This is a genomic window from Streptomyces sp. NPDC101227, assembly GCF_044767545.1.
Lineage (GTDB): Bacteria > Actinomycetota > Actinomycetes > Streptomycetales > Streptomycetaceae > Streptomyces.
In genome coordinates, this window is sequence record NZ_JBIWOD010000011.1 from 25,465 (window position 1) to 52,456 (window position 26,992).

The window sequence follows — 26,992 nt, forward strand, 5'->3', positions numbered from 1 at the left end:
GACGTTTCTACGAACCCGGCCGCGCCCTGCCGCGCGCCATGATCACGGCCAGTCCGGTGTCCGTTCCGCGCCAGTATCCGACCGCGTCCGCGAGCACGCCCTCGACGACGCTCCAGTCCTCCGGTACGGCCGCCGCGTACCCCTGCCAGCCGGTGAGCGCCAGCAGCCGGCCGCCGTCGGCCGGGCACCAGGACAGATCGGTGAGGCAGTCGGCGAGCGCGTCCCAGTTCCGGCCGAACCACTGCGGCAGCCGCAGCGACCGGGCGCACCGGTCCATGAATTCCGCCTTGTCCACGGCCCCTTCGAGATCGAGGGTCGCGGTGCTCCACCCGGCGTCCCGGGCGGCGGCCAGCGCATCCGAAAGCGGACGGTCGCCGGGCCAGGGCAGCACCCCCGGGGGCGTACTGCCGTCGAGCACGGCCGCCAGTGGCCGGGGCACAGAACCCGTCATCGCAACACCGCCTGGAAAGTCCGGTAGTGGTCTTCGGTGTAGTAGGTCTCGTGGCCCTCGCCGGTGACCAGGCGGCGGGCGCCGCGGTCCGGGGAGCCGGGGGTGGGGACCGTGTACTCGTGGTAATAACCGCGGGGATGCGCGGGCAGATGCCGCTCGCGGTTACCGAAGACGGTCCCGTCCTGGGGGTACGGGAAGGGGCCGCCGGCGTCGATGAGCCGGAGGGTGTCGCGCGCCTGCGGGGGCAGCTCGCCCGCGGGGACGAGGTGCATCCCCTCGGCCCAGCCGGGAACGCGGGGCGAGCCGGGGACGCCGGACACGGTCGTCGGTGAACTCGCCTGCCGGCCCACGCCCGTGGAGCATCCGGTGAGCGCCAGCAGCAGCCCGGCGAGCAGCGCGCCGATGAGGGCTGCGGTCCGGCGCGGGGTGGAGCTGATCTCCATGGCGCCGATGCTGTCACAGCCGCGCCCGCGCTGCCCGCCGGTGATCGGCGGCGCAGGCGGGCCCTGGCTCTGCGTCAGGCGCCGTCGGGGTCCGCCCGGTCGAGGGCGGGGCGCGGCCCGGGGCCGGTCTCCAGCAGCAGGTGGTCGGCGGCGGCGGTGTCCGTCACCAGGCTCGTGACGAGCCCGGAACGGAGCACCGAGCCGATCGCCGCGGCCTTGCGCCGGCCGCCCGCGATGGCGACGACCTCGGGGATACGGCGCAGCCGGTCGGCCTCCACCGTGATGCAGCGTTCGCCGAGGTCCCGGCCGATCCGCCGCCCCTCGGTGTCGAAGAGGTGCGCGGACATCTCGGCGGCCGCGCCCAGCGAGGCGTAGTGCTCGCGCTCCTCCTCCGAGAGCATGTCGTAGACCGTCGAGACGCCCGGCTCCCAGGAGCCGATGGAGACACAGGCGACGGTGACCTTGTCGAAGTACTCGAAGGCGCGGGCGATGCCGGTCTGGCCGCGCAGCGCGGCGGCGGTCGCCGAGTCGGGCAGCAGCATCGGGGCGTAGATCGGGTGGGCCTCGCCGCCGGAGACATCGGCCGCGCGGCGTACCGCCTCGACCGAGCCGCGGTCGGCGGTGCCCGCGTCGTAGACGCCGGTCAGCTGGACGACGGTGCACGGCGGGAGCCGGTGCAGCGCGGCGGCCATATGGATCGTCGACCGGCCCCAGGCCAGGCCGAGCACGTCCCCCTCGGCGACCAGTTCGCCCAGCAGGTCGGCCGCGACCTCGCCGAGGTTCTCCGGGTCGGCGGCGTCCTCGGAAGCGTCGGCGGGCGACTCGACGACGACGGCGTGCCGCAGGCCGTAGCGGGCCCGCAGCGCATCGGAGCGTTCGGCGTCGAGTTCGGAGGGCACCCGGATCTCGATCCGTACGAGATCGCGCTCCAGCGCCGTCTCCAGCACACGGGCGACCTTGAACCGGCTGACGCCGAACTCGTCCGCGATCTGGATCTTGGACTTGCCCTCAAGATAGAAGCGGCGGGCCATCGCCGCCGCCTGCACCAGCTCGGCGGGGCCCATTCCGGACTGTGGGCGGCTGGCTACCACGAAATTCTCCCCTTTTGCGCATCTGATCGAGTCTTTGCTCATCCTTTCAGAAACCGGAGGTGTACGGGGACCATGACCGCTGCGGCGGCCGTGAACGCTCGGTTGCGACTCGGACAACCGGCGGCACGACCCGCCTCACAGGAGGCGGCCCGTCCCGTGCACCCCTCCCGCCTCAGTGGGCGCAGCCCCAGCCGGCGGCCGTGGCCGCCGCGGCCTTCTCGCGCAGATCCCGCACCGCCTTGGCCGGATCGTCCGCGCCATAGACCGCCGAGCCCGCCACGAACACATCGGCGCCGGCCTCCGCGCACCGCTCGATGGTCGCGTCGGAGACCCCGCCGTCCACCTGGAGCCACAGCTCGAGTCCGTGCTTGGAGATCAGCTCACGGGTGCGGCGGATCTTCGGCAGCATGATGTCGAGGAACGCCTGGCCGCCGAAGCCCGGCTCCACGGTCATGATCAGCAGCATGTCGAGCTCGGGCAGCAGGTCCTCGTACGGCTCGATCGGGGTGGCGGGCTTCAGCGCCATCGAGGCCCGCGCGCCCTTGGCCCGGATCTCCCGCGCCAGCCGTACGGGCGCCGCCGCGGCCTCCACGTGGAAGGTCACCGAACCGGCCCCGGCCTCGATGTACTGCGGCGCCCAGCGGTCCGGGTCCTCGATCATCAGATGCAGGTCGAGGGGGGTGTCCGTCGCCTTGCTCAGCGACTCGACGACCGGCACGCCGAGCGTGAGGTTCGGGACGAAGTGGTTGTCCATGACGTCGACGTGGAGCCAGTCGGCGCCCTCGACGGCCTTCGCCTCCTCGGCGAGGCGGGCGAAGTCGGCGGACAGGATGCTGGGGTTGATCAAGGCCATGCCACCAGTATGGCGCCCCGCCCGGGGGCCGACGGAGGCGGGCGTCCACCGCCCCGCGCCGCCCGCCCCTGTGCACACGCGCAACCGCCCCGGCCGGGGGTACCGGCCGGGGCGGAAGGTGCGGTGGTGACCTGCGTCAGGCGAGGGTCGCCAGCGCCTGGTTGAGGGTCGCCGACGGACGCATCACGGCCGCGGCCTTGGCGACGTCGGGCTGGTAGTAGCCGCCGATGGCGGCGGGCGAACCCTGCACCGCGATCAGCTCGTCGACGATCGTCCGCTCCTGCTCGGTCAGCGTCTTGGCCAGGGCCGCGAACGCCTCCGCGAGCTGCACGTCGTCGGTCTGCTTGGCCAGCTCCTGCGCCCAGTACAGCGCGAGGTAGAAGTGGCTGCCGCGGTTGTCGATGCCACCGAGGCGGCGGCTGGGCGACTTGTCGTTCTCCAGGAACGTCGCCGTCGCACGGTCGAGGGTGTCGGCGAGCACCTGGGCGCGCGCGTTGCCCGTGGTCTGCGCCAGGTGCTCGAAGCTGACCCCCAGCGCGAGGAACTCGCCCAGGCTGTCCCAGCGCAGGTAGTTCTCCTTGACCAGCTGCTGGACGTGCTTGGGCGCGGAGCCGCCGGCGCCGGTCTCGAACAGGCCGCCGCCGTTCATCAGCGGCACGACCGACAGCATCTTGGCGCTGGTGCCCAGCTCCAGGATCGGGAACAGGTCCGTCAGGTAGTCACGCAGCACGTTGCCGGTGACCGAGATGGTGTTCTCGCCGCGGCGGATGCGCTCCAGGGAGAAGCGGATCGCGTCGACCGGCGCCATGATCTCGATCTGCAGGCCGTCGGTGTCGTGCTCCGGGAGGTACTGCTTGACCTTGGCGATCAGACCGGCGTCGTGCGCGCGGCCCTCGTCGAGCCAGAACACCGCGGGATCGCCGGTGGCGCGGGCGCGGGTGACGGCGAGCTTGACCCAGTCCTGGATCGGCGCGTCCTTGGTCTGGCACATCCGGAACACGTCGCCGGCGGAGACCGCCTGCTCCAGCACGGCGTTGCCGGCCTCGTCGACGACCCGCACGGTACCCGTGGCGGGAATCTCGAAGGTCTTGTCGTGGCTGCCGTACTCCTCGGCCTTCTGCGCCATCAGACCGACGTTCGGCACCGAGCCCATGGTCGCCGGGTCGTACGCGCCGTTGGCCCGGCAGTCGTCGATGACGACCTGGTAGATGCCCGCGTAGCTGCTGTCGGGGATGACCGCGAGGGTGTCGGCCTCCGCGCCGTCCGGGCCCCACATGTGGCCGGACGTACGGATCATGGCCGGCATCGAGGCGTCGACGATGACATCGCTCGGCACGTGCAGGTTGGTGATGCCGCGGTCGGAGTCGACCATCGCCAGCTCGGGGCCCTTGGCCAGCTCGGCCTCGAAGGACGCCTTGATCGCCGCGCCCTCGGGCAGGGACTCCAGGCCCTTGAGGATGCCGCCCAGACCGTCGTTCGGGGTGAGCCCGGCCGCGGCGAGCGCCGCACCGTGCTGGGCGAAGGTGTCCGGGAAGAAGGCCCGTACGACGTGACCGAAGATGATCGGGTCGGAGACCTTCATCATGGTGGCCTTGAGGTGCACGGAGAACAGCACGCCCTCGGCCTTGGCGCGGGCGACCTGCGCCGTGAGGAACTCCCGCAGCGCCGCGACGCGCATGACCGACGCGTCGACGACCTCGCCCGCCAGGACCGGCACCGACTCGCGCAGCACGGTGGTGCTGCCGTCGTCGCCGTGCAGCTCGATGCGCAGCGCACCGGCCTCGCCGATGACCGCGGACTTCTCGGTGGAGCGGAAGTCGTCGACGCCCATGGTCGCCACGTTCGTCTTCGAGTCGGCCGACCAGGCACCCATCCGGTGCGGGTGCGCCTTGGCGTAGTTCTTCACCGCCGCGGCCGCGCGGCGGTCGGAGTTGCCCTCGCGCAGCACCGGGTTGACGGCGCTGCCCTTGACCTTGTCGTAACGGGCGCGGATGTCCCGCTCCGCGTCGGTCTTCGGGTCGTCCGGGTAGTCCGGCAGCGCGTAGCCCTGCTCCTGCAGCTCGGCAACGGCGGCCTTCAGCTGCGGGATGGACGCCGAGATGTTCGGCAGCTTGATGATGTTCGCCCCGGGCGTCTTGGCCAGCTCGCCCAGCTCGGCCAGCGCGTCGTCGATGCGCTGGCCCTCCTCGAGGAACTCGGGGAAGTGGGCGATGATGCGTCCGGCCAGGGAGATGTCGCGGGTCTCCACAGTGACGCCGGCGGTCGATGCGTATGCCTGGATCACAGGCAGGAACGAATACGTCGCCAGGGCCGGAGCCTCGTCAGTGTGCGTATAGATGATGGTCGAGTCAGTCACCGGGTGCTCCGCTCCAGGTCTCTCCACGTCTCCAACATTGCTCGACATCAAGATATCTCGTGATCGCCCCCCTCTCGACAGCGCCCGGGACGAGCGGGGGGAGAGACGTGTCACCCCGGGCCGGCGACGGCGGGGGCCCTGGGCGGGCCCCGCCGCCAGACGCTCCCGTTGATCCGCCGGACCAGCGGCACTCAGCGCCCGGCGGTGCCGCGCGGCGGCATCCAGTGGTGGACCGTGAAGTCACCCTTCTCCAGGGTCTCGAACGGGGCGCTGCTCTCGCATTTGCCGACGCTCTTCTTCGGCAGGCCGTCGATGGCCCAGCTGTAGCCGAGCCGGTCCTTCTTGCCGTCGTCCAGCACCGTGAAGCCGAGCCGCTTGCCCTTGAGGTCACCGACGTGCGGCATGCCCGGTGCATCCGTGAAGTGCGACTCGGACACGACGCCGGTGACGACGGCGACCGGGCCGCCGGTCAGCAGGCAGTCGATACGGCCCTTGAAGTAACCGCCCCACTTCGCGCCGACGTGGTGGCTGACGTAGAAGGTGCCGCGCGCATTGCCGGCGAATCCATGGGCGTCAACGGTGAGGTGGGCGTTGTCGCCCGCATCGCGCTCGAGCTTGCCGGATCCCTTGAGCAGGGGCTCGTCGACGGTGTGCCGGACGGCCTGAGCACCGGTCCGGGGACCGCCCTCGGCCGCGGTGGCCGCACCCGTACCCCCCAGGGTCAGCACGGTCACCGCACCGACGGCGAGGGCGGTGGCAGCGGCGGCGAAAGGGCGGCGCAGGCGAATGCGGGGCATGAATTCCTCCACGGGACGTGGCGTCGTGGGCGGGGAGTTCCCCGCCGATCACCACGATCCCGAGCGCGGCCCCGCCGCACATCGCACCTCAGGCCGATGCCCCTCCGCCGCACGGCGGAGCGGGGGCGCAGACACAGGCGCCAGGGGGCGCCTGCGTAGGTTCTCGGCTTCGCTGTCAGACGACGATGCTGTGACCTGCGGTTCTTCTCGTTGTCTCAGGTCGTGTCGCTTAGCTGTTGTCTCAGGAGCGTGTCACTTCCTCAGCGAGCGAGGTTGGACCGCTCCGGCGCACCCGCCGGCGCCAGACCGAGGGGCTGACCCCGCGGGCACGCTTGAAGGCCACGCTGAAGGCGAACGCGTCCTTGTACCCGACCTCGCGGGCCACGGCTGCGACGGTTGCCTCCGTGTCCCGGAGCAAGTCCGCCCCCAGGACCATCCGCCACCCGGTGAGGTACGTGAGCGGGGGCTCGCCGACCAGGTGGGTGAAACGAGCGGCGAAGGCGGCGCGAGACATGTCGACCTTGGCGGCCAGCTCGCCGACCGTCCATCGGTGGACGGGCTCCTCATGCAGCAGGCGCAGCGCGTCGCCGATGGCGGGAGTGGTCAGCGCCCCGTACCAGGAGGGGAGCGTCGTCTGTGGCTTGGCGCACCATGCCCGCAGCGCCAGCACGAGCACGAGATCCAGCAGTTGGTGCAGGACGGCATCCTGACCGGGTTCCTCGCGGGCGACCTCGGTGGCGAGCATGTCCAGCGCCGCACGGGTCCGCGGCCCGGCAGGCACGACCGCCAGCGGCGGGAGCATATCGAGCAGGCGGTCGCCCACGTCGCCACGGAGTTCATAGGCACCCCGGAGCATGGTCGTTGCCCCGGGCAGACCGTCGCCGTAGGTACGGGGGGCCACGCTCCGATGGGCCCCCGCCCCCTCCTCGCCCCTGCCGACGACGTATTTCCTTCCCCCGCGGACCACGACCTGGGGCAGGGTGGACGGCCCGTCAGCGATCGTGTAGGGGCCCGTTCCGCTGAGAAGGGCGATGTCGCCCGAGGCGAGGAGCACCGGCGCGACGTCGGAGTCGTGGAGCCGGACCGATGCGGGGCCGCCGAGCGTGGCCACGACCGTGAGCGGAGGAGCGTCAGCAAAGGTCATGGACCAGGGCGGGCGCTGGATCAACTGTCGGATCAGCGCGTGCCTGGCACGGGCCCGGTGCAGCAGATCGCTCAGAACGTCCACGCCGACGACGCTAGACGATCACAAAGGCATCTGCGACGTTCTCCCATGGATCGTCTTCCGTCCCTGGAGTTCTCTGGAGGCATGGAGAAGATCCTCATCCTCGGCGGCACCGGCAAGACCGGTCGCCGCATCGCCCGGCGCCTGAAGGCCGACGGCCGGCCGGTCCGCACGGCGTCCCGCACCAGCGGCGACATTCCCTTCGACCTCGACGACCCAACTACCTGGGCGCAGGCCCTCGACGGCGTTGCAGCCGTCTACGTCTTGGAGCCGAATCTGCGCACGGGCGTGGACCGCCGGGCGCGCATGCCGAGGTTCGTGCCCGAGGCGGTCGGCGCAGGCGTGCGGCGAGTGGTGCTGCTGTCGGCCCACGGCGTCGGTCATGCCGACGACAGTCACCCCCTCAAGGTCGCCGAGCAGGCCGTGCGCGGCTGCGGCGTCGGATGGACCATCCTGCGACCGGACTGGTTCTCCCAGAACTTCAGCGAATCCTCCTGGCTGCCGGGGATCCTCAACGGGACCCTGTCCCTGCCCACAGGTGACGGGCGCACGCCGTTCGTCGACGCGGAGGACATCGCTGAGGTCGCCGCGGCGTCGCTGACCGAAGACCGGCACAGCGGCCAGATCTACCAGCTGACCGGCCCGCGAGCGATCAGCTTCGGTGAGGCGGCCCACCTCATCAGCGAGGCCACCGGGCGCACGATCCGTCACGTCGACGTCGCCCCCGAGGTCTTCGTCGAGCGTTGCGTCTCCGACGGCGTCCCGGCCGATGTCGCGCGACTGCTCACCGGCGTCCTCGTGGCCATCCGCGACGGCCGGGGCTCCGCGGTCTCCGATGGCGTGGAACGAGCCCTCGGTCGGCCGGCCCGGAGGTTCGAGGACTACGTCGCCGAGACCTCCGCCGCAGGTCACTGGAGCTGACCCAACCAACCCACGGCCGACGAACATTCGCGAAGCGCTGACCCGTTAGCTTGCCGTGTCGTTTGAGAACACTGACCTTCGGTGTTCTCAAACGACGTGGCTTTCACGGAACTCGGGTGGAGAATCTGCCGGCACGAACGAGGACGAGTGACAATCCGACAGCTTCAATGCGACAGGACAACCTGCCAGTCCCAGATTCGTGTCAGATATGCCAGCGCTTGGCCATCGCTCGTGAGATTTGGCCACGAAATCTGAGACCCTACGCCTGCGTTCCCTCAGCCCACCCGCCGCAACAACGCCAGATACATCGCATCCGTCCCGTGCAGATGCGGCCAGAGCTGGACGTCCGGCCCCTCCCCCAGCGCCGGGATCCCCGGCATCAGCGGGCGGGCGTCGATGAACTCCACGTCCACCGCAGGGCCACCGCGGCCCTTGATGACGTCGTCCACCACGGCGCGCGTCTCGGCGAGATGGGGTGAGCAGGTCGCATAGCCGACGACGCCGCCGATCCGTACGGCCGCGACGGCCCGGCGGAGCAGGTCGCGCTGGAGCGGGGCGAAGCCGTCCAGGTCCTCGGGGCGGCGGCGCCAGCGGGCCTCGGGGCGGCGGCGCAGGGCGCCCAGGCCGGTGCAGGGGACGTCCACCAGCACGCGGTCGAAGGCTCCGGGGCGCCACGCGGGGCGGGTGCCGTCGGCGGCGATGACGGTGTACGGGCCGGGGTTGCCTTCGAGGGCCCGCGCCACCAGGCGGGCGCGGTGCGGCTGCTTCTCCGACGCCAGCAGGGCGGCACCGCGCTGCGCCGCCAGCGCGCCCAGCAGCGCCGCCTTGCCGCCGGGGCCCGCGCAGCCGTCCAGCCAGGCCCGGTCGGGGCCCTCGAGCGGCGCGTTGGCCAGCGCGATCGCGACCAGCTGGCTGCCCTCGTCCTGGACGCCGGCCCGGTTCTCGCGTACGGCGTCCAGCGCACCCGGCTCGCCGCCCTCCGCCAGCCGCACGGCGTACGGGGACCAGCGGCCCGGCAGCGCGCTGTCCTCGCCGACGGCGGCCACCAGTTCGTCGGCGGTGGCCCGGCCCGGCCGCGCCACCAGCGTCACCTCGGGCCGCTCGTTGTCCGCCTCCAGCAGGTCCTCGATGCCCGCCCGGCCACCGCCGAGGGCGTCCCACAGGGCGGAGACGATCCAACGCGGGTGGGCGTGCACCACGCCGAGGTGGTCCTCGGGGTCCTCGTCGTAGTCCGGCGCGACCCGCTCCAGCCAGCCGTCCAGGTCATGGGCGGCGACCTTGCGCAGCACCGCATTGACGAACTTGGCCCGCCCGTCGCCCAGCACCACCCGGGCCAGCTCCACGCTCGCGCTGACCGCGGCGTGCGTCGGGATCCGGGTGCCGAGCAGCTGGTGCGCGCCGAGCGTCAGCACGTCCAGCACCGGCGGGTCGACCTCCCGCAGCGGCCGGTCCACGCACTGCGCGATGATCGCGTCGTAGGTGCCCTGCCGGCGCAGCGTCCCGTACACCAGCTCGGTCGCCAGCGCCGCGTCCCGGCTGTCGAAGTTCCCGCCCTCGCGTGCCTTGCGCAGCAGCGGCGGCAGCACGAGATTCGCGTACGCGTCCCGCTCGTCGACGGCCCGCAAGGCCTCGAACGCGAGGATCCGGACCGGGTCCTTCTGCGGACGGCGATAGGGCTTACGGGTGCCATGACGGCGAGGCGGCTGCTGGCTCACAGAAAAGGTGCTCCGGATACGAGAGAGGGGACCGGCACCAGCCTACGCGGGCTGCGCCGGCCCCCGCCGCGGGGACGTCGCGGGCTAGCCCGCGAGCCGCTCCCCGGTCTCGATGCGTACGCCGCGGGCCCAGTCGGCGGCCTTCATCGGCTTCTTGCCCTGGGGCTGGACCCAGATGAGTTCGACGGCGTGGCTGCCGGTGCCGACGTACACCGCCTTCTTGGTGACGGCCAGTTCGCCGGGCTCCAGTTCCGCGCGGTCCGTCACCAGGGCGGCCGACATCACCTTGAGGCGTTCGTCGCGGAAGACCGTCCAGGCGCCGGGAGCGGGCGCGCAGGCCCGCACGAGGCGGTCGACGCGCAGCGCGGGCGCCGCCCAGTCCACCTTGGCGTCCTCCACCTCGATCTTCGGCGCGAGCGTGATGCCCTCGGCGGGCTGCGGGACGGCGTGCAGGGTGCCGTCCTCGATGCCGTCCATGGTCGCGGTGAGGAGCCCGGCGCCCGCGAACGCCAGCCGGGTGAGCAGATCACCGCTGGTGTCGGTGGGCCGGATCTCCTCGGTCAGCACGCCGAAGACGGGGCCGGAGTCCAGGCCCTGCTCGATCTGGAAGGTGGCGGCGCCGGTGACCTCGTCACCCGCAAGGACGGCGTGCTGTACGGGCGCCGCGCCACGCCAGGCGGGCAGCAGCGAGAAATGCAGATTGACCCACCCCCTGGCGGGGACGTCGAGCGCGATCTTCGGCAGCAGCGCGCCGTAGGCGACCACCGGGCAGCAGTCCGGCGCGATCTCCCGCAGCCGGGCCAGAAAGTCCTCGTCGCGCGGCTTGACGGGCTTGAGGACCTCGATACCCGCCTCCTCCGCGCGCTCCGCGACGGGGCTCGCGACCATCCTGCGGCCGCGGCCTGACGGCGCGTCGGGCCGGGTCACGACGGCCACCACCTCATGCCGGTCCGAGGCGATCAGGGCATCGAGGGCGGGCACGGCAACCTCGGGGGTGCCGGCGAAGACGAGCCTCATGGGTGGCGCACTACCTCTCTCGCGCTGCGGATCGACGCATCAGTCTATGGGGCTCGACGCGCATCGTGGGGGCGGACTCCGGCGCGGGACCGTGGTGCGCTTGGCCGGGGGGCGTGCGAAGGCTTCCGCGCCTCTCATGGAAGCTCGTACGCCCCCATACCGTGACCAGAGCCGCTCCTGTCGCGTTGGTCAAACAGCATTGACCTTTGACGGGCCGCTTTGGCGGCCCGATCGCTTTCATCCTTCCTCTTTCACGCCGGTTCGAGAGGCTCGCTCATGGCCGACCACGCAACCCACGACGCCCAGGCACGCGCCAGCCTGCATCTCCTGGTGCGGGACATCGAGCGGGTCCGCCGGCAGGTGGACGCGCTGCGCACCCTGACCGCTCAGCTCGGCAACGTCTACCGGCCGCGCCGCACGGGCCCCTCCGCGGGCTTCGTCGTCTACGGGCGCGCGCCGGCACCCACGGTGCGCCTCGCCCAGGAGCTGCGCGACAGCATCGAAACGCTCGTCACGGCGGCGGTCGACTTCGACCGTTCGCTGGGCTTCTCCTGGGACGCGGTGGGCTCGGCGCTCGGCGTCACCAAGCAGGCGGTGCACCGCCGTTACGGCGCCCGCCGGGCGGCCGCCCAGCCCCCGGCCGACGGCGCGGAGCGCCCGTCGGAGGCGTCCCCCTCCCGCCCGGTCGGCGTGGCCGCGGGCCTGCCCGGGACGCCCGCCGTCCCCACCGCCCGTTCCCTGCCCGCGCAGCCGACCGCCGCCAGCAGGGACGAGGGCGCCCGGCCGGGCGCCTTCCCCGGCCCCCGCAACGGCTGACGGCGCTCCGGGGCACACCGCCCCTCGGCGCACCGCCTCCGCCGGTCGCGCCCGACGACGCACGCCAACGCCCCGGGACCGCCCGACGGCCACCGGTCCGGGGCGGCGCCGTACGCGGGACCGCTCACCCGAGATCGGGCGGATCGATCCGTACCCGCACCGGCTCCCCTTCCCGCTTGACCAGCCGCGCCGCACGCGCCGCCTTGAGCGCCGCCGCGAGCGCCGCCCCCTGCCCCGGCCGGACCCGTACGAGCGCCCGCTCCCACGCCTCCCCCGGCGGGGGATCGCCCGGCCGACGGGGCCGCCCCGGATCCTGCACCGGCAGCGGTACGGGCCCCAGCACCTCGGCTCCCGGCGGGAGTTCGGCGGCACCGAGCAACTCCGCGACATCCTCCGGCCGTCCGGCCACCGCTGCCATCCGGGACACCGGAGGAAAACCCAGCTCGGCCCGCTCGGACAGCTCCCGCACCGCATGCCCGACCGGATCCCACCGCACCAGCGCCTGCACCGGCCGCAGCGTCGGCTCCGCGATCACCGCGACCGTGCCGCCCTCCGCCTGCCCGCGCACCAGCGCCGCCGCCCCCAGCCAGCGCCGCAGCGCCTCCTCCCCCGCCCGCAGATCCGGCCGTCCCAGCAGCGCCCAGCCGTCCAGGAGCAGGGCCGCGGCGTAACCGCCGCCCTCGGCGAGTGGTTCCGCGCCCGGCGTGGAGACCACGAGAGCGGGCCGGTCGGGCACGGTGTCGAGGATGTGGTCACGGCCGGAGGTACGCACGGGCACCTCAGGGAACGCCCGCCCGAGCTCCTCGGCCGTGCGCCGCGCGCCGACGATCTGGGCCCGCAGCCGGTTGCCCCCGCACTCCGCGCAGGACCAGTCCGGCGCCTCCCGTCCGCACCAAGCGCAGCCCAGCGCGCTGTCGTTGCTGTGGGCCTCCAACGGCCCGGCGCAGTGCCGGCACCGCGCGGGCTCGCGGCACCGGACGCAGGCCAGCCTCGGTACGTACCCCCGGCGCGGCACCTGTACCAGCACCGGCCCCCGCGTCAGCCCCGCGCGGGCCGTCTGCCAGGCGAGCGACGGCAGCCGGGCGGCGCGCGCGGCCTCATCGCGGGCCGCCTCGACATCATCGACCGTACGGATCAACGGCGCGGCCGTGCGCACCTGTTCGCGCCCGGCCTCCAAGGCCCGCGCCCAGCCGTTCTCGACCAGCTGGGTGGCCTCGACCGAGCGCCCCAGATCACCGACCAGACACGCCGCCTTTTCCTGCACGGCCCGCAGCAGCAGGACGTCCCGGGCGTGCGGATACGGTGCGTTGGTGTCGCTGTGGCTGGAATTCCCGTCGTCCCAGATGGCGACGAGGCCCAGATCCGCCACCGGCGCGTACATGGCGGCGCGGGTGCCCACGACGGCCCGCACCGCGCCCCGGCGTATCGACAGCCAGCGGCGGTAGCGCTCCTCGGGCCCCGAATCCGCCACCAGCACCGTGTGCATGCCCCGGCCCACCAGCTCGGTCAGCGCCGCGTCCACCCGGGCCGCCGACCGCCCGTCCGGCATCACGACCAGGGCACCCCGCCCGGACGCCAGGGTCGCCGCCATCGTGGCGGCCAGCTCCCAGGGCCAGTGCGGCCCCGGCAGCGCCGACCACACCGCGCGCGGCGAGCCCCCGCGCACCAGGGCGTCCAGGAACGCGGGCCCGTCCGCATACCGGCCCCAGCTGGCCAGCGAGGGCACCGCGGGCGGTGGCGGCGGCGCCGGGAACCGCTCCGCCTCGGCGCGGGCGTTGCGGGGCGGAATGGCCAGCTGCAGCACATCGGCGAGCGAGCCGGCGTAGCGGTCGGCCACCGCCCGGCACAGCGCCAGCAGCGCCGGGCTGAGCACCGGCTCCGGCGAGACGACCTGGGTGAGGGCGGCCAGCGGCCCGCGATACTCGGACTCGGCGATCCGCTCGACGATGTACCCGTCGAGCAGCCCCCCGCCCTCGCGCCGGCCGTCCCGCACCTTGCCGGTGCCCGCCCCGAACCGCACCCGCACCCGCACCCCGGGCTGCGCCTCGTCGTCCATCGCCGCGGGCACAGCGTAGTCCCACAGCTTGTCCAGATGCACCGGCCCCTTGTCGACCAGCACCCGAGCCACCGGAAGCTCCCCGGCCAGCGCCGCGCCCCGCCACGTCCGCGGCTTGGCCCGTGGCGCCTTCGCCTTGCGCACGGTCTCCCGGATCAGCGCCAGCTGCTCGCCCCGCTCCCCCGGATCCCGCCCGTTCTCACTGCTCACAGCACCAGTCTTAGCAGACGCCACTGACAGCGGGCGGCCGCGAGCCGCCCCGGCCCAGGCCCCTACGGCTCCGCGTCCGCGCCGCCAGGTGGGCCATGATCATCCGACGCGCCGCCACCATCAGCCGGCCATGTGACGGGGAACGCCGAGACCGTCGAGACCGTCAAGCGGCGACGGGGCGACGGGGTGACAGGGAGCGCACCAGACCGACCGTTCCCCGGCGTGAAAAAGCCTGTGGCCCCGGACCGCCTGGCGGTCCGGGGCCACAGGCCACAGCAAAGGAACGGCTTACAGCCCCGCTGCCTCGCGCAGCGCGTCCACCCGGTCCGTGCGCTCCCAGGTGAAGTCCTCCAGCTCACGGCCGAAGTGGCCGTAGGCGGCGGTCTGGGAGTAGATCGGGCGGAGCAGGTCGAGGTCGCGGATGATCGCGGCCGGGCGCAGGTCGAAGACCTCGCCGATGGCCTTCTCGATCTTCTCGGGGTCGACGGACTCGGTGCCGAAGGTCTCGACGAAGAGACCGACGGGCTCGGCCTTGCCGATGGCGTAGGCGACCTGGACCTCGCAGCGCTGGGCCAGGCCCGCGGCGACGACGTTCTTGGCGACCCAGCGCATGGCGTACGCGGCCGAGCGGTCGACCTTGGACGGGTCCTTGCCGGAGAAGGCACCGCCGCCGTGGCGGGCCATGCCGCCGTAGGTGTCGATGATGATCTTGCGGCCGGTGAGGCCGGCGTCGCCCATCGGGCCGCCGATCTCGAAGCGGCCGGTCGGGTTGACCAGCAGGCGGTAGCCCTCGGTGTCCAGCTTGATGCCGTCCTCGATGAGCTCGGCCAGGACGTGCTCGACGACGAACTCGCGGATGTCGGGTGCGAGGAGGGAGTCGAGGTCGATGTCCGAGGCGTGCTGGGAGGAGACCACGACGGTGTCGAGGCGGACGGCCTTGTGGCCGTCGTACTCGATGGTGACCTGGGTCTTGCCGTCGGGGCGCAGGTAGGGGATGGTGCCGTTCTTCCGGACCTCGGACAGGCGCTTGGAGAGGCGGTGCGCGAGGTTGATCGGGAGCGGCATCAGCTCCGGGGTCTCGTCGCACGCGTAGCCGAACATCAGGCCCTGGTCGCCGGCGCCCTGCTTGTCCAGCTCGTCGTCATCGCCCTCGACGCGGTTCTCGTACGCCGTGTCGACACCCTGGGCGATGTCCGGGGACTGTGCGCCGATGGACACCGAGACACCACAGGAAGCGCCGTCGAAGCCCTTCTTGGAAGAGTCGTAGCCGATGTCCAGGATCTTGCTGCGGACAAGGTTGGGGATGTCGGCGTACGCCTTGGTCGTCACCTCGCCGGCCACGTGGACCAGGCCGGTGGTGATCAGCGTCTCGACGGCGACCCGGGAGGCCGGGTCCTCCTTGAGGAGCGCGTCGAGGATGGTGTCGCTGATCTGGTCAGCGATCTTGTCGGGGTGGCCCTCGGTGACGGACTCCGAGGTGAACAGGCGGCGGGACACATCGCTCCCTGGGGTTGCAGCGGCTGCTGGCTGATCATTGGCGGAAGGGCCGAGAGCTGCGCTCGGCCCGATCCACGGCCAGTTTATCGGTCGTATGTGACGTTCGGGCACGCAGTCTCGATTTATGGACCCCTCGTGACCTGGGACACCACGGTCCACCGTAGGACGATCACCTCAGCGAGCGGCTGGGTCAAGGGGGCACGCCGGTCTTTTCCGGACTGGTGGGGCCAATCGAGGCTACACGGGCGACTCGGGAGCGGGGCCCGTGAGACGGAGGGCGACAAGGTCCCAGATGGTTTCGGCCAGGGCTTCCTTGGGGCCGTACGGCACGGGGGTCTCGGTGCCGTCCGTGGCGAGGATCACCGCCTCGTTCTCGGCCGAGCCGAAGGCCTTGTGCTCGCCGACCTCATTGACGACCAGCAGGTCACAGCCCTTGCGGGCGAGCTTGGCGCGGCCGTTGGCGAGCACGTCGTCGGTCTCGGCGGCGAAGCCCACGACCACCTGCCCCGGGCGGGCCCGCTCCGCGGAAATCTCGGCGAGGATGTCCGGATTTCGTACCAGCGTGACGGGTTCGGGCTCCGCGCCGTCGATCTTCTTGATCTTGCCGGTGGTGTAGACGGCCGGCCGGAAATCGGCGACGGCGGCGGCCATGACCACCGCGTCGGCGTCCCTGGCGGCTTTCAGTACGGCCTCGCGGAGCTGGCGGGCCGTACCGATGGAGAGGACATCCACACCGGCCGGGTCGGGCAGCTCGGTGTTGCCCGCGACGAGGGTGACCCGGGCGCCACGGGCCGCCGCGGTGCGGGCGAGGGCGTAGCCCTGCTTGCCGGAGGAGCGGTTGCCCAGATAGCGGACCGGGTCCAGTGGTTCGCGGGTGCCGCCGGCGGTCACCACGACGTGCCGGCCCGCGAGGTCCTGCGGAAGGGCCGCCGCGCCGTGGGCCGCGCCGTTTCGCCGCAGCACGTGACGGCAGAGGTCGAAGATCTCCGCGGGGTCGGGGAAGCGGCCCTTGCCGGTATCGACGCCGGTCAGCCGGCCCACCGCGGGTTCGATGACGATCACGCCGCGGCGGCGCAGCGTGGCGACGTTCTCCTGGGTGGCGGGGTTCTCCCACATCTCGGTGTGCATCGCGGGGGCGAAGATCACCGGACAGCGGGCGGTGAGGAGGGTGTTCGTCAGCAGGTCGTCGGCGAGGCCGTGGGCGGCCTTGGCCAGCAGGTCGGCGGTGGCGGGGGCGACCACGACGAGGTCGGCGGCCTGCCCGATGCGCACGTGCGGGACCTCGTGGACCGATTCCCAGACCTCGGTGGTGGCCGGGTTACCGGACAGCGCCGACCAGGTGGCCTCCCCGATGAAGTGCAGCGACGCGGCCGTCGGCACCACCCGTACGTCGTGCCCGGACTCGGTGAGCCGCCGCAGCAGCTCACAGGCCTTGTACGCGGCGATCCCGCCGCTGACACCGAGGACGACCCTGGGCCGTACCCGCTCCTGACCCCGCTCCTGTGCGTCCATTGCTCCGCCGCTCCCCGAGACAACCGGTTCCGTATGCCCCTATGACACACCAAGGGCCCGGCGGTTGCCCCGCCGGGCCCTCGGTAGAGGTGTGGTGCCGCTTACTGGGCCGGGCCCTCGATGGCCTCGGAGGTCAGCAGGCCCGCGTTGATCTCGCGCAGCGCGATCGACAGGGGCTTCTCGTGGACGTGGGTGTCGACGAGCGGACCGACGTACTCAAGCAGGCCCTCGCCGAGCTGCGAGTAGTACGCGTTGATCTGGCGCGCGCGCTTGGCGGCGTAGATCACAAGGCTGTACTTCGAGTCGGTGGCCTCGAGAAGCTCATCAATTGGCGGGTTGATGATGCCCTCGGGTGCGGTGATGGAAGAGGACACTCTCTGCCTTCCGAAGGGGATGAAGCCGGGGTGAAGCATAAAAACGCAAAGATGTGACGACCGGGGATCCGCCGGAAACCTCCGCGGACTCAGCCGCTGACGTTCCGGTCCCCAGGTCGATCCAGCATCAAGGCTAGCAGCTCACGGCTGACGGCCTCGACGGAGGTGTTGACAAGGGTCATGTCGAATTCCTTCTCGGCGGCCAGTTCGACCCTGGCGGCCGCCAGCCGGCGCTCGATGACCTCGGGCGCCTCCGTGCCCCGGCCGGTGAGCCGGCGGACCAGCTCGTCCCAGCTCGGCGGGGCCAGGAAGACCAGCAGGGCCTCCTCCATGGATTCGCGGACCTGCCGGGCGCCCTGGAGATCGATCTCCAGCAGGACCGGTTCCCCGGCCTCGAGACGGTCCATGACCGCCCGACGCGGCGTGCCGTAGCGGTGACCGGCGAATTCGGCCCACTCCAGCAGCTCACCGTTGGCGATGAGCTTGTCGAATTCCTCGTCCTCGACGAAGAAGTACTGGACTCCGTGCCGCTCCCCGGGGCGCGGCTTGCGGGTAGTGGCCGAAACCGAGAGCCAGACCTCGGGATGGACCTTGCGCAGATGCGCGACGACCGTGCTCTTACCGACCCCCGAGGGGCCGGAGAGCACGGTCAGCCGCGGTTGTCTGACCGGGGGTACGGGGGTCTCCCCCCGGGAGACTGCAGAACTCATGCAGCGATTATTCCAGCTTCCGGGCAATGCCGGAAAACTCAGGAAGCAGTGCTGCCGAACTCGCGCTCCAGCGACGCGATCTGGTTGGAGCCAAGACCCCGTACGCGGCGGCTCTCGGAGATCCCGAGCCGCTCCATGATCTGCTTGGCGCGGACCTTGCCCACGCCGGGCAGGGACTCGAGCAGGGCGGAGACCTTCATCTTTCCGATGACATCGTTCTCCTGTCCCTGCTTGATGACCTCATGGAGGGATGCACCGGAGTGCTTGAGCCGATTCTTGACCTCGGCGCGCTCCCGGCGAGCCGCGGCGGCCTTCTCGAGCGCGGCTGCGCGCTGTTCAGGGGTAAGGGGCGGAAGAGCCACGCCTACGTCACCTCGGATGTCGAACTGTCGGATATCGGACCGGTGTGGAACCTAGTCGCCCCGCACCTGCGGAGCAACGAGCAACGCGCTTACGTGCAGTGCTCTCGACGGAGACTAGCGGCCGATGGCGCCAGAGTCAGCGAGAACAGACGAAAAGTCCTGGTCAGACTCTGCTGACTAGGACAATTCGGGACCAAATCACCTGCCGAGATGCTCTTAAGAGACCGCGGTTCGCACTTCCTCGGCGAACCGGACCGCCGCGGCGCGCAGAGCGGCGGTGTCCGGACCGTGCCGGAGGACGCCCCGGCTGACGCTGGGGACCACATTGCGTACGGCGTCCCCGAAGACCGTCGGGAGGTCGGCGGGGGTGGCGCCCTGGGCGCCGATGCCGGGAGCGAGCAGCGGGCCGTTGACCGCCAGGTCGAAGGAGGAGAGATCGCCGAGGGTGGCGCCGACGACCGCGCCGAAGGAACCCAGCGGCTCCGCGCCCGCGTTCTCGGCCGCGAGGTGGCCGAGCATGGTGGCGGCGAGCGTGCGGCCGTCCTCGCGCACCGCGCGCTGGACCTCGGCGCCCTCCGGGTTGGAGGTGAGGGCGAGGACGAAGAGGCCGCAGCCGTTCAGCACGGCGGCGTCCAGCGCCGGGCGCAGCGAGCCGAAGCCCAGATACGGGCTGACGGTGACGGCATCGGAGAACAGCGGGCTGCGCGGATCGAGGTAGGTGTCGGCGTACGCGCCCATCGTCGAACCGATGTCGCCGCGCTTGGCGTCCATCAGCACCAGGGCGCCGCGCTCGCGGGCCTCCGCGACGGCGGTCTCCAGGACGGCGATGCCGCGCGAGCCGAAGCGCTCGAAGAACGCGGACTGCGGCTTGAAGACCGCGACCTGCTCGCCGAGCGCCTCGACGACGGTACGGGTGAAGCGGGCCAGGCCCGCGACGTCGTCGTTCAGGCCCCAGTCGGCCAGCAGCGAGGCGTGCGGGTCGATGCCGACGCAGAGCGGGCCGCGCTCGTCCATGGCGCGGCGCAGGCGGGCGCCGAAGGGCTCCGGAGTAGTCATGCGGTCACCTTCTTGTGTTCGGCGCCGACCGCGTCGGCGAGGGTGGCGTAGGGGCTGTTGCGCAGGCGGGCGGCGAGGCCCTTGTGGAGGGCGCGGCACCAGAACGGGCCCTCGTAGATGAAGGCGCTGTAGCCCTGGACGAGGGTGGCGCCGGCGAGGATGCGCTGCCAGGCGTCCTCGGCGGTGGTGATGCCGCCGACCCCGATGAGGGTGATCCGGTCGCCGACGCGCGCGTACAGGCGGCGCAGGACCTCCAGGGAGCGCTCCTTGACGGGGGCGCCGGAGAGGCCGCCGGTCTCGGCGGTCAGCTTCGGGTCGGAGGTCAGGCCGAGGCCGTCGCGGGCGATGGTGGTGTTGGTGGCGATGATGCCGTCCAGGCCCAGCTCCAGGGCGAGGTCGGCGACCGCGTCGATGTCCGCGTCGGCCAGGTCCGGGGCGATCTTGACCAGCAGCGGAACGCGGCGGTCGGTGACCGTACGGTCGGCGGCCTCGCGCACCGCGCTCAGCAGCGGGCGCAGGTGCTCGACGGCCTGGAGGTTGCGCAGCCCCGGGGTGTTCGGGGAGGAGACGTTGACGACCAGGTAGTCGGCGTGGACGGCGAGGCGCTCGGTGGAGGTGACGTAGTCGCCCACCGCCTCCTCTTCCGGGACGACCTTGGTCTTGCCGATGTTGACGCCGACGGTGGTCGGGAAGACCGGGTTACGGGCGGCCAGGCGGGCCGCCACGGATGCCGAGCCGTCGTTGTTGAAGCCCATGCGGTTGATCAGCGCGCGGTCCGGGACGAGGCGGAACAGGCGCTTCTTGGGGTTGCCGGGCTGGGCCTGGGCGGTGACGGTGCCGATCTCGACATGGCCGAAGCCGAGCATGGTCATGCCGTCGATGGCGACGGCGTTCTTGTCGAAGCCGGCGGCCAGGCCGAAGGGGCCGTGCATCCGGCGGCCGAGCGCCTCGGTGCGCAGCTCCTTGTAGGGGGGCGCGAGGGCGGCGGCGATGAAGGTGCGCAGCACGGGGATGCGCACGGCCAGCTGGATCCAGCGGAAGGCCAGGTGGTGGGCCTGCTCGGGATCCATACGCTTGAAGATCAGGTTGAAGAAGAGGCGGTACATCGTCGGGTGGGGCCTTCCGCGCTGAAGAGATCGCTGAGGAGGTCGCTGGAGCGGTGCCGGGGGGTCGCGAAGAGGGGGACACCTTTCGGTGTCCCCCTCTCCCGGTCCCTACTCCTCGCGGGCCGCGGTGAGCTGCTGTGCGTGTTCCTGGAGGGAACGCACGCCGACGTCACCGCGGGACATCGCCTCGATGCCCTGTACGGCGGCGGCCAGCGCCTGGACCGTGGTCAGGCAGGGGATGCCGCGGGCGACGGACGCGGTACGGATGTCGTAGCCGTCGAGGCGGCCGCCGGTGCCGTACGGCGTGTTGACGATCAGGTCGACCTGGCCGTCGTGGATCAGCTGAACGATGGTCTTCTCGCCGTTGGGGCCCTCGCCCTCGGACTGCTTGCGCACCACGGTGGCGTTGATGCCGTTACGGCGCAGGACCTCGGCGGTGCCGGAGGTGGCCAGCAGCTCGAAGCCGTGCGCGACCAGCTCGCGGGCCGGGAAGATCATCGAGCGCTTGTCGCGGTTGGCGACGGAGACGAACGCGCGGCCCTTGGTGGGCAGCGCCCCGTAGGCGCCGGTCTGCGACTTGGCGTAGGCGGTGCCGAAGACCGAGTCGATGCCCATGACCTCGCCGGTGGAGCGCATCTCCGGGCCGAGCACGGTGTCCACGCCGCGGCCGTGGATGTCCCGGAACCGCGACCAGGGCATGACGGCTTCCTTGACGGAGATCGGCGCGTCCAGCGGCAGGGTGCCGCCGTCGCCGGTCTTGGGGAGCATGCCCTCGGCGCGGAGTTCGGCGACGGTGGCGCCGAGCGAGATCCGGGCGGCGGCCTTGGCCAGCGGCACCGCGGTGGCCTTCGAGGTGAAGGGCACCGTACGGGAGGCGCGGGGGTTGGCCTCCAGGACGTAGAGGATGTCGCCCGCCATCGCGAACTGGATGTTGATCAGCCCGCGGACGCCGACGCCCTTGGCGATGGCCTCCGTCGAGGCGCGCAGCCGCTTGATGTCGAAGCCGCCGAGGGTGATCGGGGGCAGCGCGCAGGCCGAGTCGCCGGAGTGGATACCGGCCTCCTCGATGTGCTCCATGACGCCGCCGAGGTAGAGCTCGTGGCCGTCGTAGAGCGCGTCCACGTCGATCTCGATGGCGTCGTCGAGGAACCGGTCGATGAGGACCGGGTGCTCGGAGATCAGGCCGGCATGGCGGGTGAGGTACTCGCCCAGCGACGGCTCGTCGTAGACGATCTCCATGCCGCGGCCGCCGAGCACGTACGACGGGCGGACCATGACCGGGAAGCCGATCTCGGCGGCGATCTCCTTGGCCTCGTCGAAGGAGAACGCGGTGCCGTACTTGGGGGCGGGCAGTCCGGCCTCGGTCAGGACGCGGCCGAAGGCGCCGCGCTCCTCGGCGAGGTCGATGGCCTCGGGCGAGGTGCCGACGATCGGCACGCCGTTGTCCTTGAGCGCCTGCGCCAGGCCCAGCGGGGTCTGGCCGCCGAGCTGGACGATGACGCCGGCGACCGGGCCCGCCTGCTGCTCGGCGTGCACGACCTCCAGCACGTCCTCGAGCGTCAGCGGCTCGAAGTACAGGCGGTCGGAGGTGTCGTAGTCCGTCGAGACGGTCTCGGGGTTGCAGTTGACCATCACGGTCTCGTAGCCCGCGTCACTGAGCGCGAAGGAGGCGTGGACGCAGGAGTAGTCGAACTCGATGCCCTGACCGATGCGGTTGGGGCCGGAGCCGAGGATGATGACGGCCGGCTTCTCGCGCGGGGCGACCTCGGTCTCCTCGTCGTAGGACGAGTAGAAGTACGGGGTCTTCGCGGCGAACTCGGCGGCGCAGGTGTCGACGGTCTTGTAGACCGGGCGGACGCCGAGGGCGTGCCGTACCTCGCGGACGACGTCCTCGCGCAGGCCGCGGATGGCCGCGATCTGGGCGTCGGAGAAGCCGCAGCGCTTTGCGTCCGCAAGGATCTCCGGGTGGAGCTTCTCGGCGGCCGCGATCTCGTCGGCGATCTCCTTGATCAGGAAGAGCTGGTCGACGAACCAGGGGTCGATCTTCGTGGCGTCGAAGACCTCCTGGGGCGTGGCACCGGCCCGGATCGCCGCCATGACCGTGTTGATCCGGCCGTCGGTCGGGACCTTGGCCTTCTCCAGCAGCGCGGCCTTGTCACCCGGCTCGGCGACGAAGTCGAACTGGCTGCCCTTCTTCTCCAGCGAGCGCAGCGCCTTGTTCAGGGCCTCGGGGAAGTTACGGCCGATGGCCATCGCCTCGCCGACCGACTTCATGGTCGTGGTGAGCGTGGCGTCGGCGACGGGGAACTTCTCGAAGGCGAAGCGCGGCACCTTGACGACGACATAGTCGAGGGTCGGCTCGAAGGAGGCCGGGGTCTTCTCGGTGATGTCGTTGGGGATCTCGTCGAGGGTGTAGCCGACGGCGAGCCGGGCGGCGATCTTCGCGATCGGGAAGCCGGTGGCCTTGGAGGCCAGGGCCGAGGAGCGCGAGACGCGGGGGTTCATCTCGATGACGATGACCCGGCCGTCCTCCGGGTTGACCGCGAACTGGATGTTGCAGCCGCCGGTGTCGACGCCGACCTCGCGGATGATCGCGATGCCGACGTCCCGCAGGATCTGGTACTCACGGTCGGTGAGCGTCATCGCCGGCGCGACGGTGATCGAGTCGCCGGTGTGCACGCCCATCGGGTCGAAGTTCTCGATGGAGCAGACGACCACGACGTTGTCGTTCCGGTCGCGCATCAGCTCCAGCTCGTACTCCTTCCAGCCGAGGATGGACTCCTCCAGGAGCACCTCGGTGGTCGGGGAGAGCGTCAGGCCCTGTCCCGCGATGCGGCGCAGCTCCTCCTCGTCGTGCGCGAAGCCGGAGCCGGCGCCGCCCATGGTGAAGGAGGGGCGGACGACGACGGGGTAGCCGCCGAGCTCGTCGACGCCGTTGAGGACGTCGTCCATGGAGTGGCAGATGACCGAGCGGGCGGACTCGCCGTGGCCGATCTTGCGGTTGACCTCCTCGACGACGCCCTTGAACAGGTCGCGGTCCTCACCCTTGTTGATCGCCTCGACGTTGGCGCCGATGAGCTCGACGCCGTACTTGTCCAGGGCACCGGACTCGTGCAGCGAGATCGCGGTGTTCAGGGCCGTCTGGCCACCGAGGGTGGGCAGGAGCGCGTCGGGGCGCTCCTTGGCGATGATCTTCTCGACGAACTCCGGGGTGATCGGCTCGACATACGTCGCGTCGGCGATCTCCGGGTCGGTCATGATCGTCGCCGGGTTGGAGTTCACCAGGATGACGCGCAGGCCCTCGGACTTGAGGACCCGGCAGGCCTGGGTGCCGGAGTAGTCGAACTCGGCGGCCTGGCCGATGACGATCGGGCCGGAGCCGATGACCAGGACGGACTGGATATCGGTGCGCTTAGGCACGCTGGCCCTCCATCAGGGAAACGAAGCGGTCGAAGAGGTACGCGGCGTCGTGCGGGCCGGCGGCCGCTTCGGGGTGGTACTGGACGCTGAAGGCCGGCCGGTCGAGGAGCTGGAGCCCCTCCACCACGTTGTCGTTCAGGCAGACGTGGGAGACCTCGGCGCGGCCGTAGGGGGTGTCGGAGACCTTGTCGAGCGGGGCGTCGACGGCGAAGCCGTGGTTGTGCGCGGTGACCTCGACCTTGCCGGTCGTACGGTCCTGCACCGGCTGGTTGATGCCGCGGTGGCCGTACTTGAGCTTGTAGGTGCCGAAGCCCAGGGCGCGGCCCAGGATCTGGTTGCCGAAGCAGATGCCGAACAGCGGCGTCCTGCGCTCGAGCACGCCCTGCATGACGGAGACGGGGTGGTCGGCGGTGGCCGGGTCGCCCGGTCCGTTGGAGAAGAACACGCCGTCGGGGTTGACCGCGTAGACGTCCTCGACGGTCGCGGTGGCGGGCAGGACGTGCACCTCGATCCCGCGCTCGGCCATCCGGTGCGGGGTCATGCCCTTGATGCCCAGGTCGATCGCGGCGACGGTGAACTTCTTCGTGCCGATGGCCGGGACGACGTAGGACTCCTTGGTGGCGACCTGCGTGGACAGGTCCGCGCCCTGCATCTCGGGGGCCTGGCGCACCTTGGCCAGCATGGTGCCCGCGTCGGGCAGCGCGTCGCCGGAGAAGATGCCGACGCGCATGGCGCCGGCCTCGCGCAGATGCCGGGTCAGCGCCCGGGTGTCGACGCCGCTGATGCCGACGACGCCCTGCGCGACCAGCTCGTCGTCCAGGGAGCGCACCGAGCGCCAGTTGGACGGGATGCGGGCGGGGTCGCGGACGACATAGCCGGAGACCCAGATCCGCTGCGACTCGGGGTCCTCGTCGTTCACACCGGTGTTGCCGATGTGCGGGGCGGTCATGACGACGACCTGGCGGTGGTACGAGGGGTCGGTCAGCGTCTCCTGGTAGCCGGTCATGCCGGTGGAGAACACCGCTTCGCCGAAGGTCTCCCCCACGGCCCCGTAGGCGCGGCCGCGGAAGGTGCGGCCGTCCTCCAGGACGAGTACGGCGGGGATCTTGGCAGTCCCCCTGGTGGAGGTCGTCATCGTGCGCCTTCCGTTTCGGTGTGCTCGGTGGTGCTGGTGGTGGAACTGAGTGTGGTGAGGGCCTCGACCCAGGCCGCGTGCTCGTCGGCCCGGTCGGAGCGGAACCCGGAGTCGATCTCCTTGTCCCCGTGCTCCCAGGTGACGATCAGCAGGCCGCCCTCGGTGAGGACCTTGCCCGCGATGCCCTTGTCGAGGCGGGCGCCGCGCAGGGCGGCGACGGGCACGAAGAAGTCCTGCGCGCCCGGCCGCACGACGTCCAGACCCCGGTCGGTCAGGGTCAGCTCGGCGCGGCTGCGGGTGCCCAGGCCCCGCGCGACGATCCGGTCGAGCCACTGCCCGGCCGTGGTGGAGCCGTGGTAGCGGCCGCTGAGGTGCAGGCGCGTCTCGCCGGGCTCGTCGGGAGCGGACGGCAGCTCGGGCAGATCGCCCTGGAGCGTGCCGCGCCACTTCCAGCCCTCGCGCATCAGCCAGTAGAGGAAGAGCACGAAGAGCAGCAGGCCGACGACCCAGCCGATCCGGGCGGCCCAGTCGGTGACCGGCGCGGACTTCTGCGCTTCGGCCAGATGGATGAGTGGAGGAGTCACGCCAGCTTCCCGTCGACGACCGTTGCGCGGCCCCGCAGGAAGGTGTGGGTGACGCGTCCCGGCAGCTCACGGCCCTCGTAGGGGGTGTTGCGGCTGCGGGAGGCGAAGCCCGCGGGGTCCACCTCTCCACGGTAAGCGGAATCGAGCAGCGTGAGGTTGGCGGGCTCGCCTGCCGAGACGGGGCGGCCGTGGCCGGTGGCCTGCCCGATCCGCGCGGGCGTGACGGACATCCGGTCCGCGACGTCCGCCCAGGTCAGCATGCCGGTCTCGACCATCGTCTGCTGGACGACCGACAGCGCGGTCTCCAGGCCCACCATGCCCATGGCGGCCGCGGCCCACTCGCAGTCCTTGTCCTCGTGCGGGTGCGGGGCGTGGTCGGTGGCGACGATGTCGATGGTGCCGTCGGCGAGGGCCTCGCGCAGCGCCATGACGTCGCGCTCGGTGCGCAGCGGCGGGTTGACCTTGTAGACGGGGTTGTAGGTGCGCACCATCTCGTCGGTGAGGAGCAGGTGGTGCGGGGTGACCTCGGCCGTCACATCGATGCCGCGGGACTTGGCCCAGCGCACGATCTCGACGGATCCGGCGGTCGACAGATGGCAGATGTGCACGCGGGAGCCGACGTGCTCGGCGAGCAGGACATCCCGGGCAATGATCGATTCTTCGGCCACCGCGGGCCATCCCCCGAGGCCCAGCTCCGCCGAGACGATGCCCTCGTTCATCTGGGCGCCCTCGGTCAGCCGCGGCTCCTGGGCGTGCTGCGCGACGACGCCGCCGAAGGCCTTCACGTACTCCAGGGCGCGCCGCATGATGACGGCGTCGTCGACGCACTTGCCGTCGTCGGAGAAGACCGTGACCCCGGCCGCGGACTCGTGCATGGCGCCGAGTTCGGCGAGCTTCCTGCCCTCCAGGCCGACGGTGACGGCGCCGATGGGCTGCACATCGCAGTAGCCGGACTCCTGGCCGAGCCGGTAGACCTGCTCGACGACGCCGGCGGTGTCGGCGACGGGGAAGGTGTTGGCCATGGCGAACACCGCGGTGTAGCCGCCGGAGGCCGCGGCCCGGGTGCCGGTGAGGACGGTCTCGGAGTCCTCGCGGCCGGGCTCGCGCAGATGGGTGTGCAGGTCGACCAGGCCCGGCAGAAGGACCTTGCCCTCGGCCTCGATGACCTGGGCGCCGTCCGCCGGGAGCCCGGTGCCGACGGCCGCGATGAGCTCCCCGTCGATCAGGACGTCCTGCGGCTCCCCGCCGAGCACCTTCGCACCGCGAATCAGAATCTTGCTCATGG

The 26,992-nt window shown here is 71.6% G+C and carries 23 protein-coding genes; 2 read left to right on the plus strand and 21 right to left on the minus strand.

The window, feature by feature from the left end; all coding sequences use genetic code 11:
- Positions 1-7 precede the first annotated feature (7 nt).
- The 7 genes from ACIRPT_RS24835 to ACIRPT_RS24865 all read right to left on the minus strand — a co-directional run bounded on the left by ACIRPT_RS24835 (position 8) and on the right by ACIRPT_RS24865 (position 7,219).
- Positions 8-451, minus strand: a complete 444-nt coding sequence (locus ACIRPT_RS24835; protein WP_403504848.1) for a barstar family protein — start codon at positions 449-451, stop codon at positions 8-10.
- On the minus strand, positions 448-894 hold the full coding sequence (locus ACIRPT_RS24840; protein ID WP_403830672.1) for a ribonuclease domain-containing protein: 447 nt from the start codon (positions 892-894) through the stop codon (positions 448-450). Before ACIRPT_RS24840 ends, ACIRPT_RS24835 begins: the two co-directional genes overlap by 4 nt.
- Before the next feature lie 74 nt (positions 895-968).
- A complete protein-coding gene (locus ACIRPT_RS24845) occupies positions 969-1,958 on the minus strand; it encodes a sugar-binding transcriptional regulator (RefSeq protein ID WP_403505108.1) in 990 nt (329 codons plus the stop codon).
- 199 nt (positions 1,959-2,157) lie between these two features.
- On the minus strand, positions 2,158-2,838 hold the full coding sequence (gene rpe / locus ACIRPT_RS24850; protein WP_403830674.1) for a ribulose-phosphate 3-epimerase: 681 nt from the start codon (positions 2,836-2,838) through the stop codon (positions 2,158-2,160).
- Between the two features lie 136 nt (positions 2,839-2,974).
- A complete protein-coding gene (locus ACIRPT_RS24855) occupies positions 2,975-5,194 on the minus strand; it encodes an NADP-dependent isocitrate dehydrogenase (protein ID WP_403830677.1) in 2,220 nt (739 codons plus the stop codon).
- 191 nt (positions 5,195-5,385) lie between these two features.
- The gene (locus ACIRPT_RS24860) at positions 5,386-5,991 is read right to left on the minus strand and encodes a hypothetical protein (RefSeq protein ID WP_403830679.1); all 606 of its coding nucleotides are present in this window, start codon (positions 5,989-5,991) and stop codon (positions 5,386-5,388) included.
- Positions 5,992-6,232: 241 nt separating this feature from the next.
- Positions 6,233-7,219, minus strand: coding sequence for an AraC family transcriptional regulator (locus tag ACIRPT_RS24865; RefSeq protein WP_403830681.1), 987 nt, complete (start codon positions 7,217-7,219; stop codon positions 6,233-6,235).
- 81 nt (positions 7,220-7,300) lie between these two features.
- Here ACIRPT_RS24865 and ACIRPT_RS24870 point away from each other — a divergent pair, with 81 nt between their 5' ends.
- Entirely contained in the window at positions 7,301-8,137 is an 837-nt protein-coding gene (locus tag ACIRPT_RS24870) for an NAD(P)H-binding protein (protein ID WP_403830683.1), read from the plus strand.
- A gap of 275 nt (positions 8,138-8,412) precedes the next feature.
- Here ACIRPT_RS24870 and ACIRPT_RS24875 read toward each other — a convergent pair whose 3' ends face one another.
- Positions 8,413-9,852, minus strand: a complete 1,440-nt coding sequence (locus ACIRPT_RS24875) for an RsmB/NOP family class I SAM-dependent RNA methyltransferase (protein ID WP_403830686.1) — start codon at positions 9,850-9,852, stop codon at positions 8,413-8,415.
- An 84-nt stretch (positions 9,853-9,936) separates the two neighbouring features.
- A complete protein-coding gene (fmt, locus tag ACIRPT_RS24880) occupies positions 9,937-10,869 on the minus strand; it encodes a methionyl-tRNA formyltransferase (protein ID WP_403830688.1) in 933 nt (310 codons plus the stop codon).
- Positions 10,870-11,145: 276 nt separating this feature from the next.
- Here fmt and ACIRPT_RS24885 point away from each other — a divergent pair, with 276 nt between their 5' ends.
- A complete protein-coding gene (locus tag ACIRPT_RS24885; RefSeq protein ID WP_403504831.1) occupies positions 11,146-11,685 on the plus strand; it encodes a hypothetical protein in 540 nt (179 codons plus the stop codon).
- 124 nt (positions 11,686-11,809) lie between these two features.
- On the opposite strand, the gene ACIRPT_RS24890 is transcribed toward ACIRPT_RS24885, so the two are convergent.
- From ACIRPT_RS24890 to ACIRPT_RS24945, 12 genes are all read right to left on the minus strand, one after another.
- The gene (locus ACIRPT_RS24890; RefSeq protein ID WP_403830691.1) at positions 11,810-13,951 is read right to left on the minus strand and encodes a primosomal protein N'; all 2,142 of its coding nucleotides are present in this window, start codon (positions 13,949-13,951) and stop codon (positions 11,810-11,812) included.
- Between the two features lie 288 nt (positions 13,952-14,239).
- On the minus strand, positions 14,240-15,448 hold the full coding sequence (metK, locus tag ACIRPT_RS24895) for a methionine adenosyltransferase (RefSeq protein WP_403830694.1): 1,209 nt from the start codon (positions 15,446-15,448) through the stop codon (positions 14,240-14,242).
- 237 nt (positions 15,449-15,685) lie between these two features.
- A complete protein-coding gene (gene coaBC / locus ACIRPT_RS24900; protein ID WP_403830696.1) occupies positions 15,686-16,960 on the minus strand; it encodes a bifunctional phosphopantothenoylcysteine decarboxylase/phosphopantothenate--cysteine ligase CoaBC in 1,275 nt (424 codons plus the stop codon).
- 101 nt (positions 16,961-17,061) lie between these two features.
- Positions 17,062-17,334, minus strand: coding sequence for a DNA-directed RNA polymerase subunit omega (gene rpoZ / locus ACIRPT_RS24905; protein ID WP_005319902.1), 273 nt, complete (start codon positions 17,332-17,334; stop codon positions 17,062-17,064).
- Between the two features lie 89 nt (positions 17,335-17,423).
- Entirely contained in the window at positions 17,424-18,044 is a 621-nt protein-coding gene (gmk, locus tag ACIRPT_RS24910; protein ID WP_403504819.1) for a guanylate kinase, read from the minus strand.
- A gap of 38 nt (positions 18,045-18,082) precedes the next feature.
- Positions 18,083-18,406 (minus strand): integration host factor, encoded by a 324-nt coding sequence (locus ACIRPT_RS24915; RefSeq protein WP_006607450.1) that lies wholly within the window; start codon positions 18,404-18,406, stop codon positions 18,083-18,085.
- 216 nt (positions 18,407-18,622) lie between these two features.
- Positions 18,623-19,462 (minus strand): orotidine-5'-phosphate decarboxylase, encoded by an 840-nt coding sequence (pyrF, locus tag ACIRPT_RS24920; protein ID WP_403830700.1) that lies wholly within the window; start codon positions 19,460-19,462, stop codon positions 18,623-18,625.
- Complete coding sequence (locus tag ACIRPT_RS24925) at positions 19,459-20,568, minus strand: quinone-dependent dihydroorotate dehydrogenase (RefSeq protein WP_403830702.1); 1,110 nt, start codon at positions 20,566-20,568, stop codon at positions 19,459-19,461. Before ACIRPT_RS24925 ends, pyrF begins: the two co-directional genes overlap by 4 nt.
- A gap of 108 nt (positions 20,569-20,676) precedes the next feature.
- Entirely contained in the window at positions 20,677-23,988 is a 3,312-nt protein-coding gene (gene carB, locus ACIRPT_RS24930) for a carbamoyl-phosphate synthase large subunit (RefSeq protein WP_403830705.1), read from the minus strand.
- Positions 23,981-25,123, minus strand: coding sequence for a glutamine-hydrolyzing carbamoyl-phosphate synthase small subunit (carA, locus tag ACIRPT_RS24935; RefSeq protein WP_403830707.1), 1,143 nt, complete (start codon positions 25,121-25,123; stop codon positions 23,981-23,983). The genes carB and carA overlap by 8 nt, the downstream gene beginning before the upstream one ends.
- Positions 25,120-25,707 carry a hypothetical protein gene (locus tag ACIRPT_RS24940; protein WP_403830710.1) on the minus strand — a complete coding sequence of 196 codons (588 nt, stop codon included), beginning with the start codon at positions 25,705-25,707 and terminating at the stop codon, positions 25,120-25,122. The genes carA and ACIRPT_RS24940 overlap by 4 nt, the downstream gene beginning before the upstream one ends.
- Positions 25,704-26,990 (minus strand): dihydroorotase, encoded by a 1,287-nt coding sequence (locus ACIRPT_RS24945; protein WP_403830713.1) that lies wholly within the window; start codon positions 26,988-26,990, stop codon positions 25,704-25,706. The genes ACIRPT_RS24940 and ACIRPT_RS24945 overlap by 4 nt, the downstream gene beginning before the upstream one ends.
- Between the last annotated feature and the right edge of the window lie 2 nt (positions 26,991-26,992).

What these genes read in the sequence shown, in the direction of transcription:
- ACIRPT_RS24885 (WP_403504831.1), top strand. Translation starts at nt 11,146, where the DNA reads ATGGCCGACCACGCAACCCACGACGCCCAGGCACGCGCCAGCCTGCAT.
- rpe (WP_403830674.1), bottom strand. Translation starts at nt 2,838, where the DNA reads ATGGCCTTGATCAACCCCAGCATCCTGTCCGCCGACTTCGCCCGCCTC.
- ACIRPT_RS24945 (WP_403830713.1), bottom strand. Translation starts at nt 26,990, where the DNA reads ATGAGCAAGATTCTGATTCGCGGTGCGAAGGTGCTCGGCGGGGAGCCG.
- carA (WP_403830707.1), bottom strand. Translation starts at nt 25,123, where the DNA reads ATGACGACCTCCACCAGGGGGACTGCCAAGATCCCCGCCGTACTCGTC.
- ACIRPT_RS24835 (WP_403504848.1), bottom strand. Translation starts at nt 451, where the DNA reads ATGACGGGTTCTGTGCCCCGGCCACTGGCGGCCGTGCTCGACGGCAGT.
- pyrF (WP_403830700.1), bottom strand. Translation starts at nt 19,462, where the DNA reads ATGACTACTCCGGAGCCCTTCGGCGCCCGCCTGCGCCGCGCCATGGAC.
- ACIRPT_RS24870 (WP_403830683.1), top strand. Translation starts at nt 7,301, where the DNA reads ATGGAGAAGATCCTCATCCTCGGCGGCACCGGCAAGACCGGTCGCCGC.
- coaBC (WP_403830696.1), bottom strand. Translation starts at nt 16,960, where the DNA reads ATGGACGCACAGGAGCGGGGTCAGGAGCGGGTACGGCCCAGGGTCGTC.
- fmt (WP_403830688.1), bottom strand. Translation starts at nt 10,869, where the DNA reads ATGAGGCTCGTCTTCGCCGGCACCCCCGAGGTTGCCGTGCCCGCCCTC.
- ACIRPT_RS24845 (WP_403505108.1), bottom strand. Translation starts at nt 1,958, where the DNA reads ATGGGCCCCGCCGAGCTGGTGCAGGCGGCGGCGATGGCCCGCCGCTTC.
- ACIRPT_RS24840 (WP_403830672.1), bottom strand. Translation starts at nt 894, where the DNA reads ATGGAGATCAGCTCCACCCCGCGCCGGACCGCAGCCCTCATCGGCGCG.
- gmk (WP_403504819.1), bottom strand. Translation starts at nt 18,044, where the DNA reads ATGAGTTCTGCAGTCTCCCGGGGGGAGACCCCCGTACCCCCGGTCAGA.
- ACIRPT_RS24860 (WP_403830679.1), bottom strand. Translation starts at nt 5,991, where the DNA reads ATGCCCCGCATTCGCCTGCGCCGCCCTTTCGCCGCCGCTGCCACCGCC.
- ACIRPT_RS24925 (WP_403830702.1), bottom strand. Translation starts at nt 20,568, where the DNA reads ATGTACCGCCTCTTCTTCAACCTGATCTTCAAGCGTATGGATCCCGAG.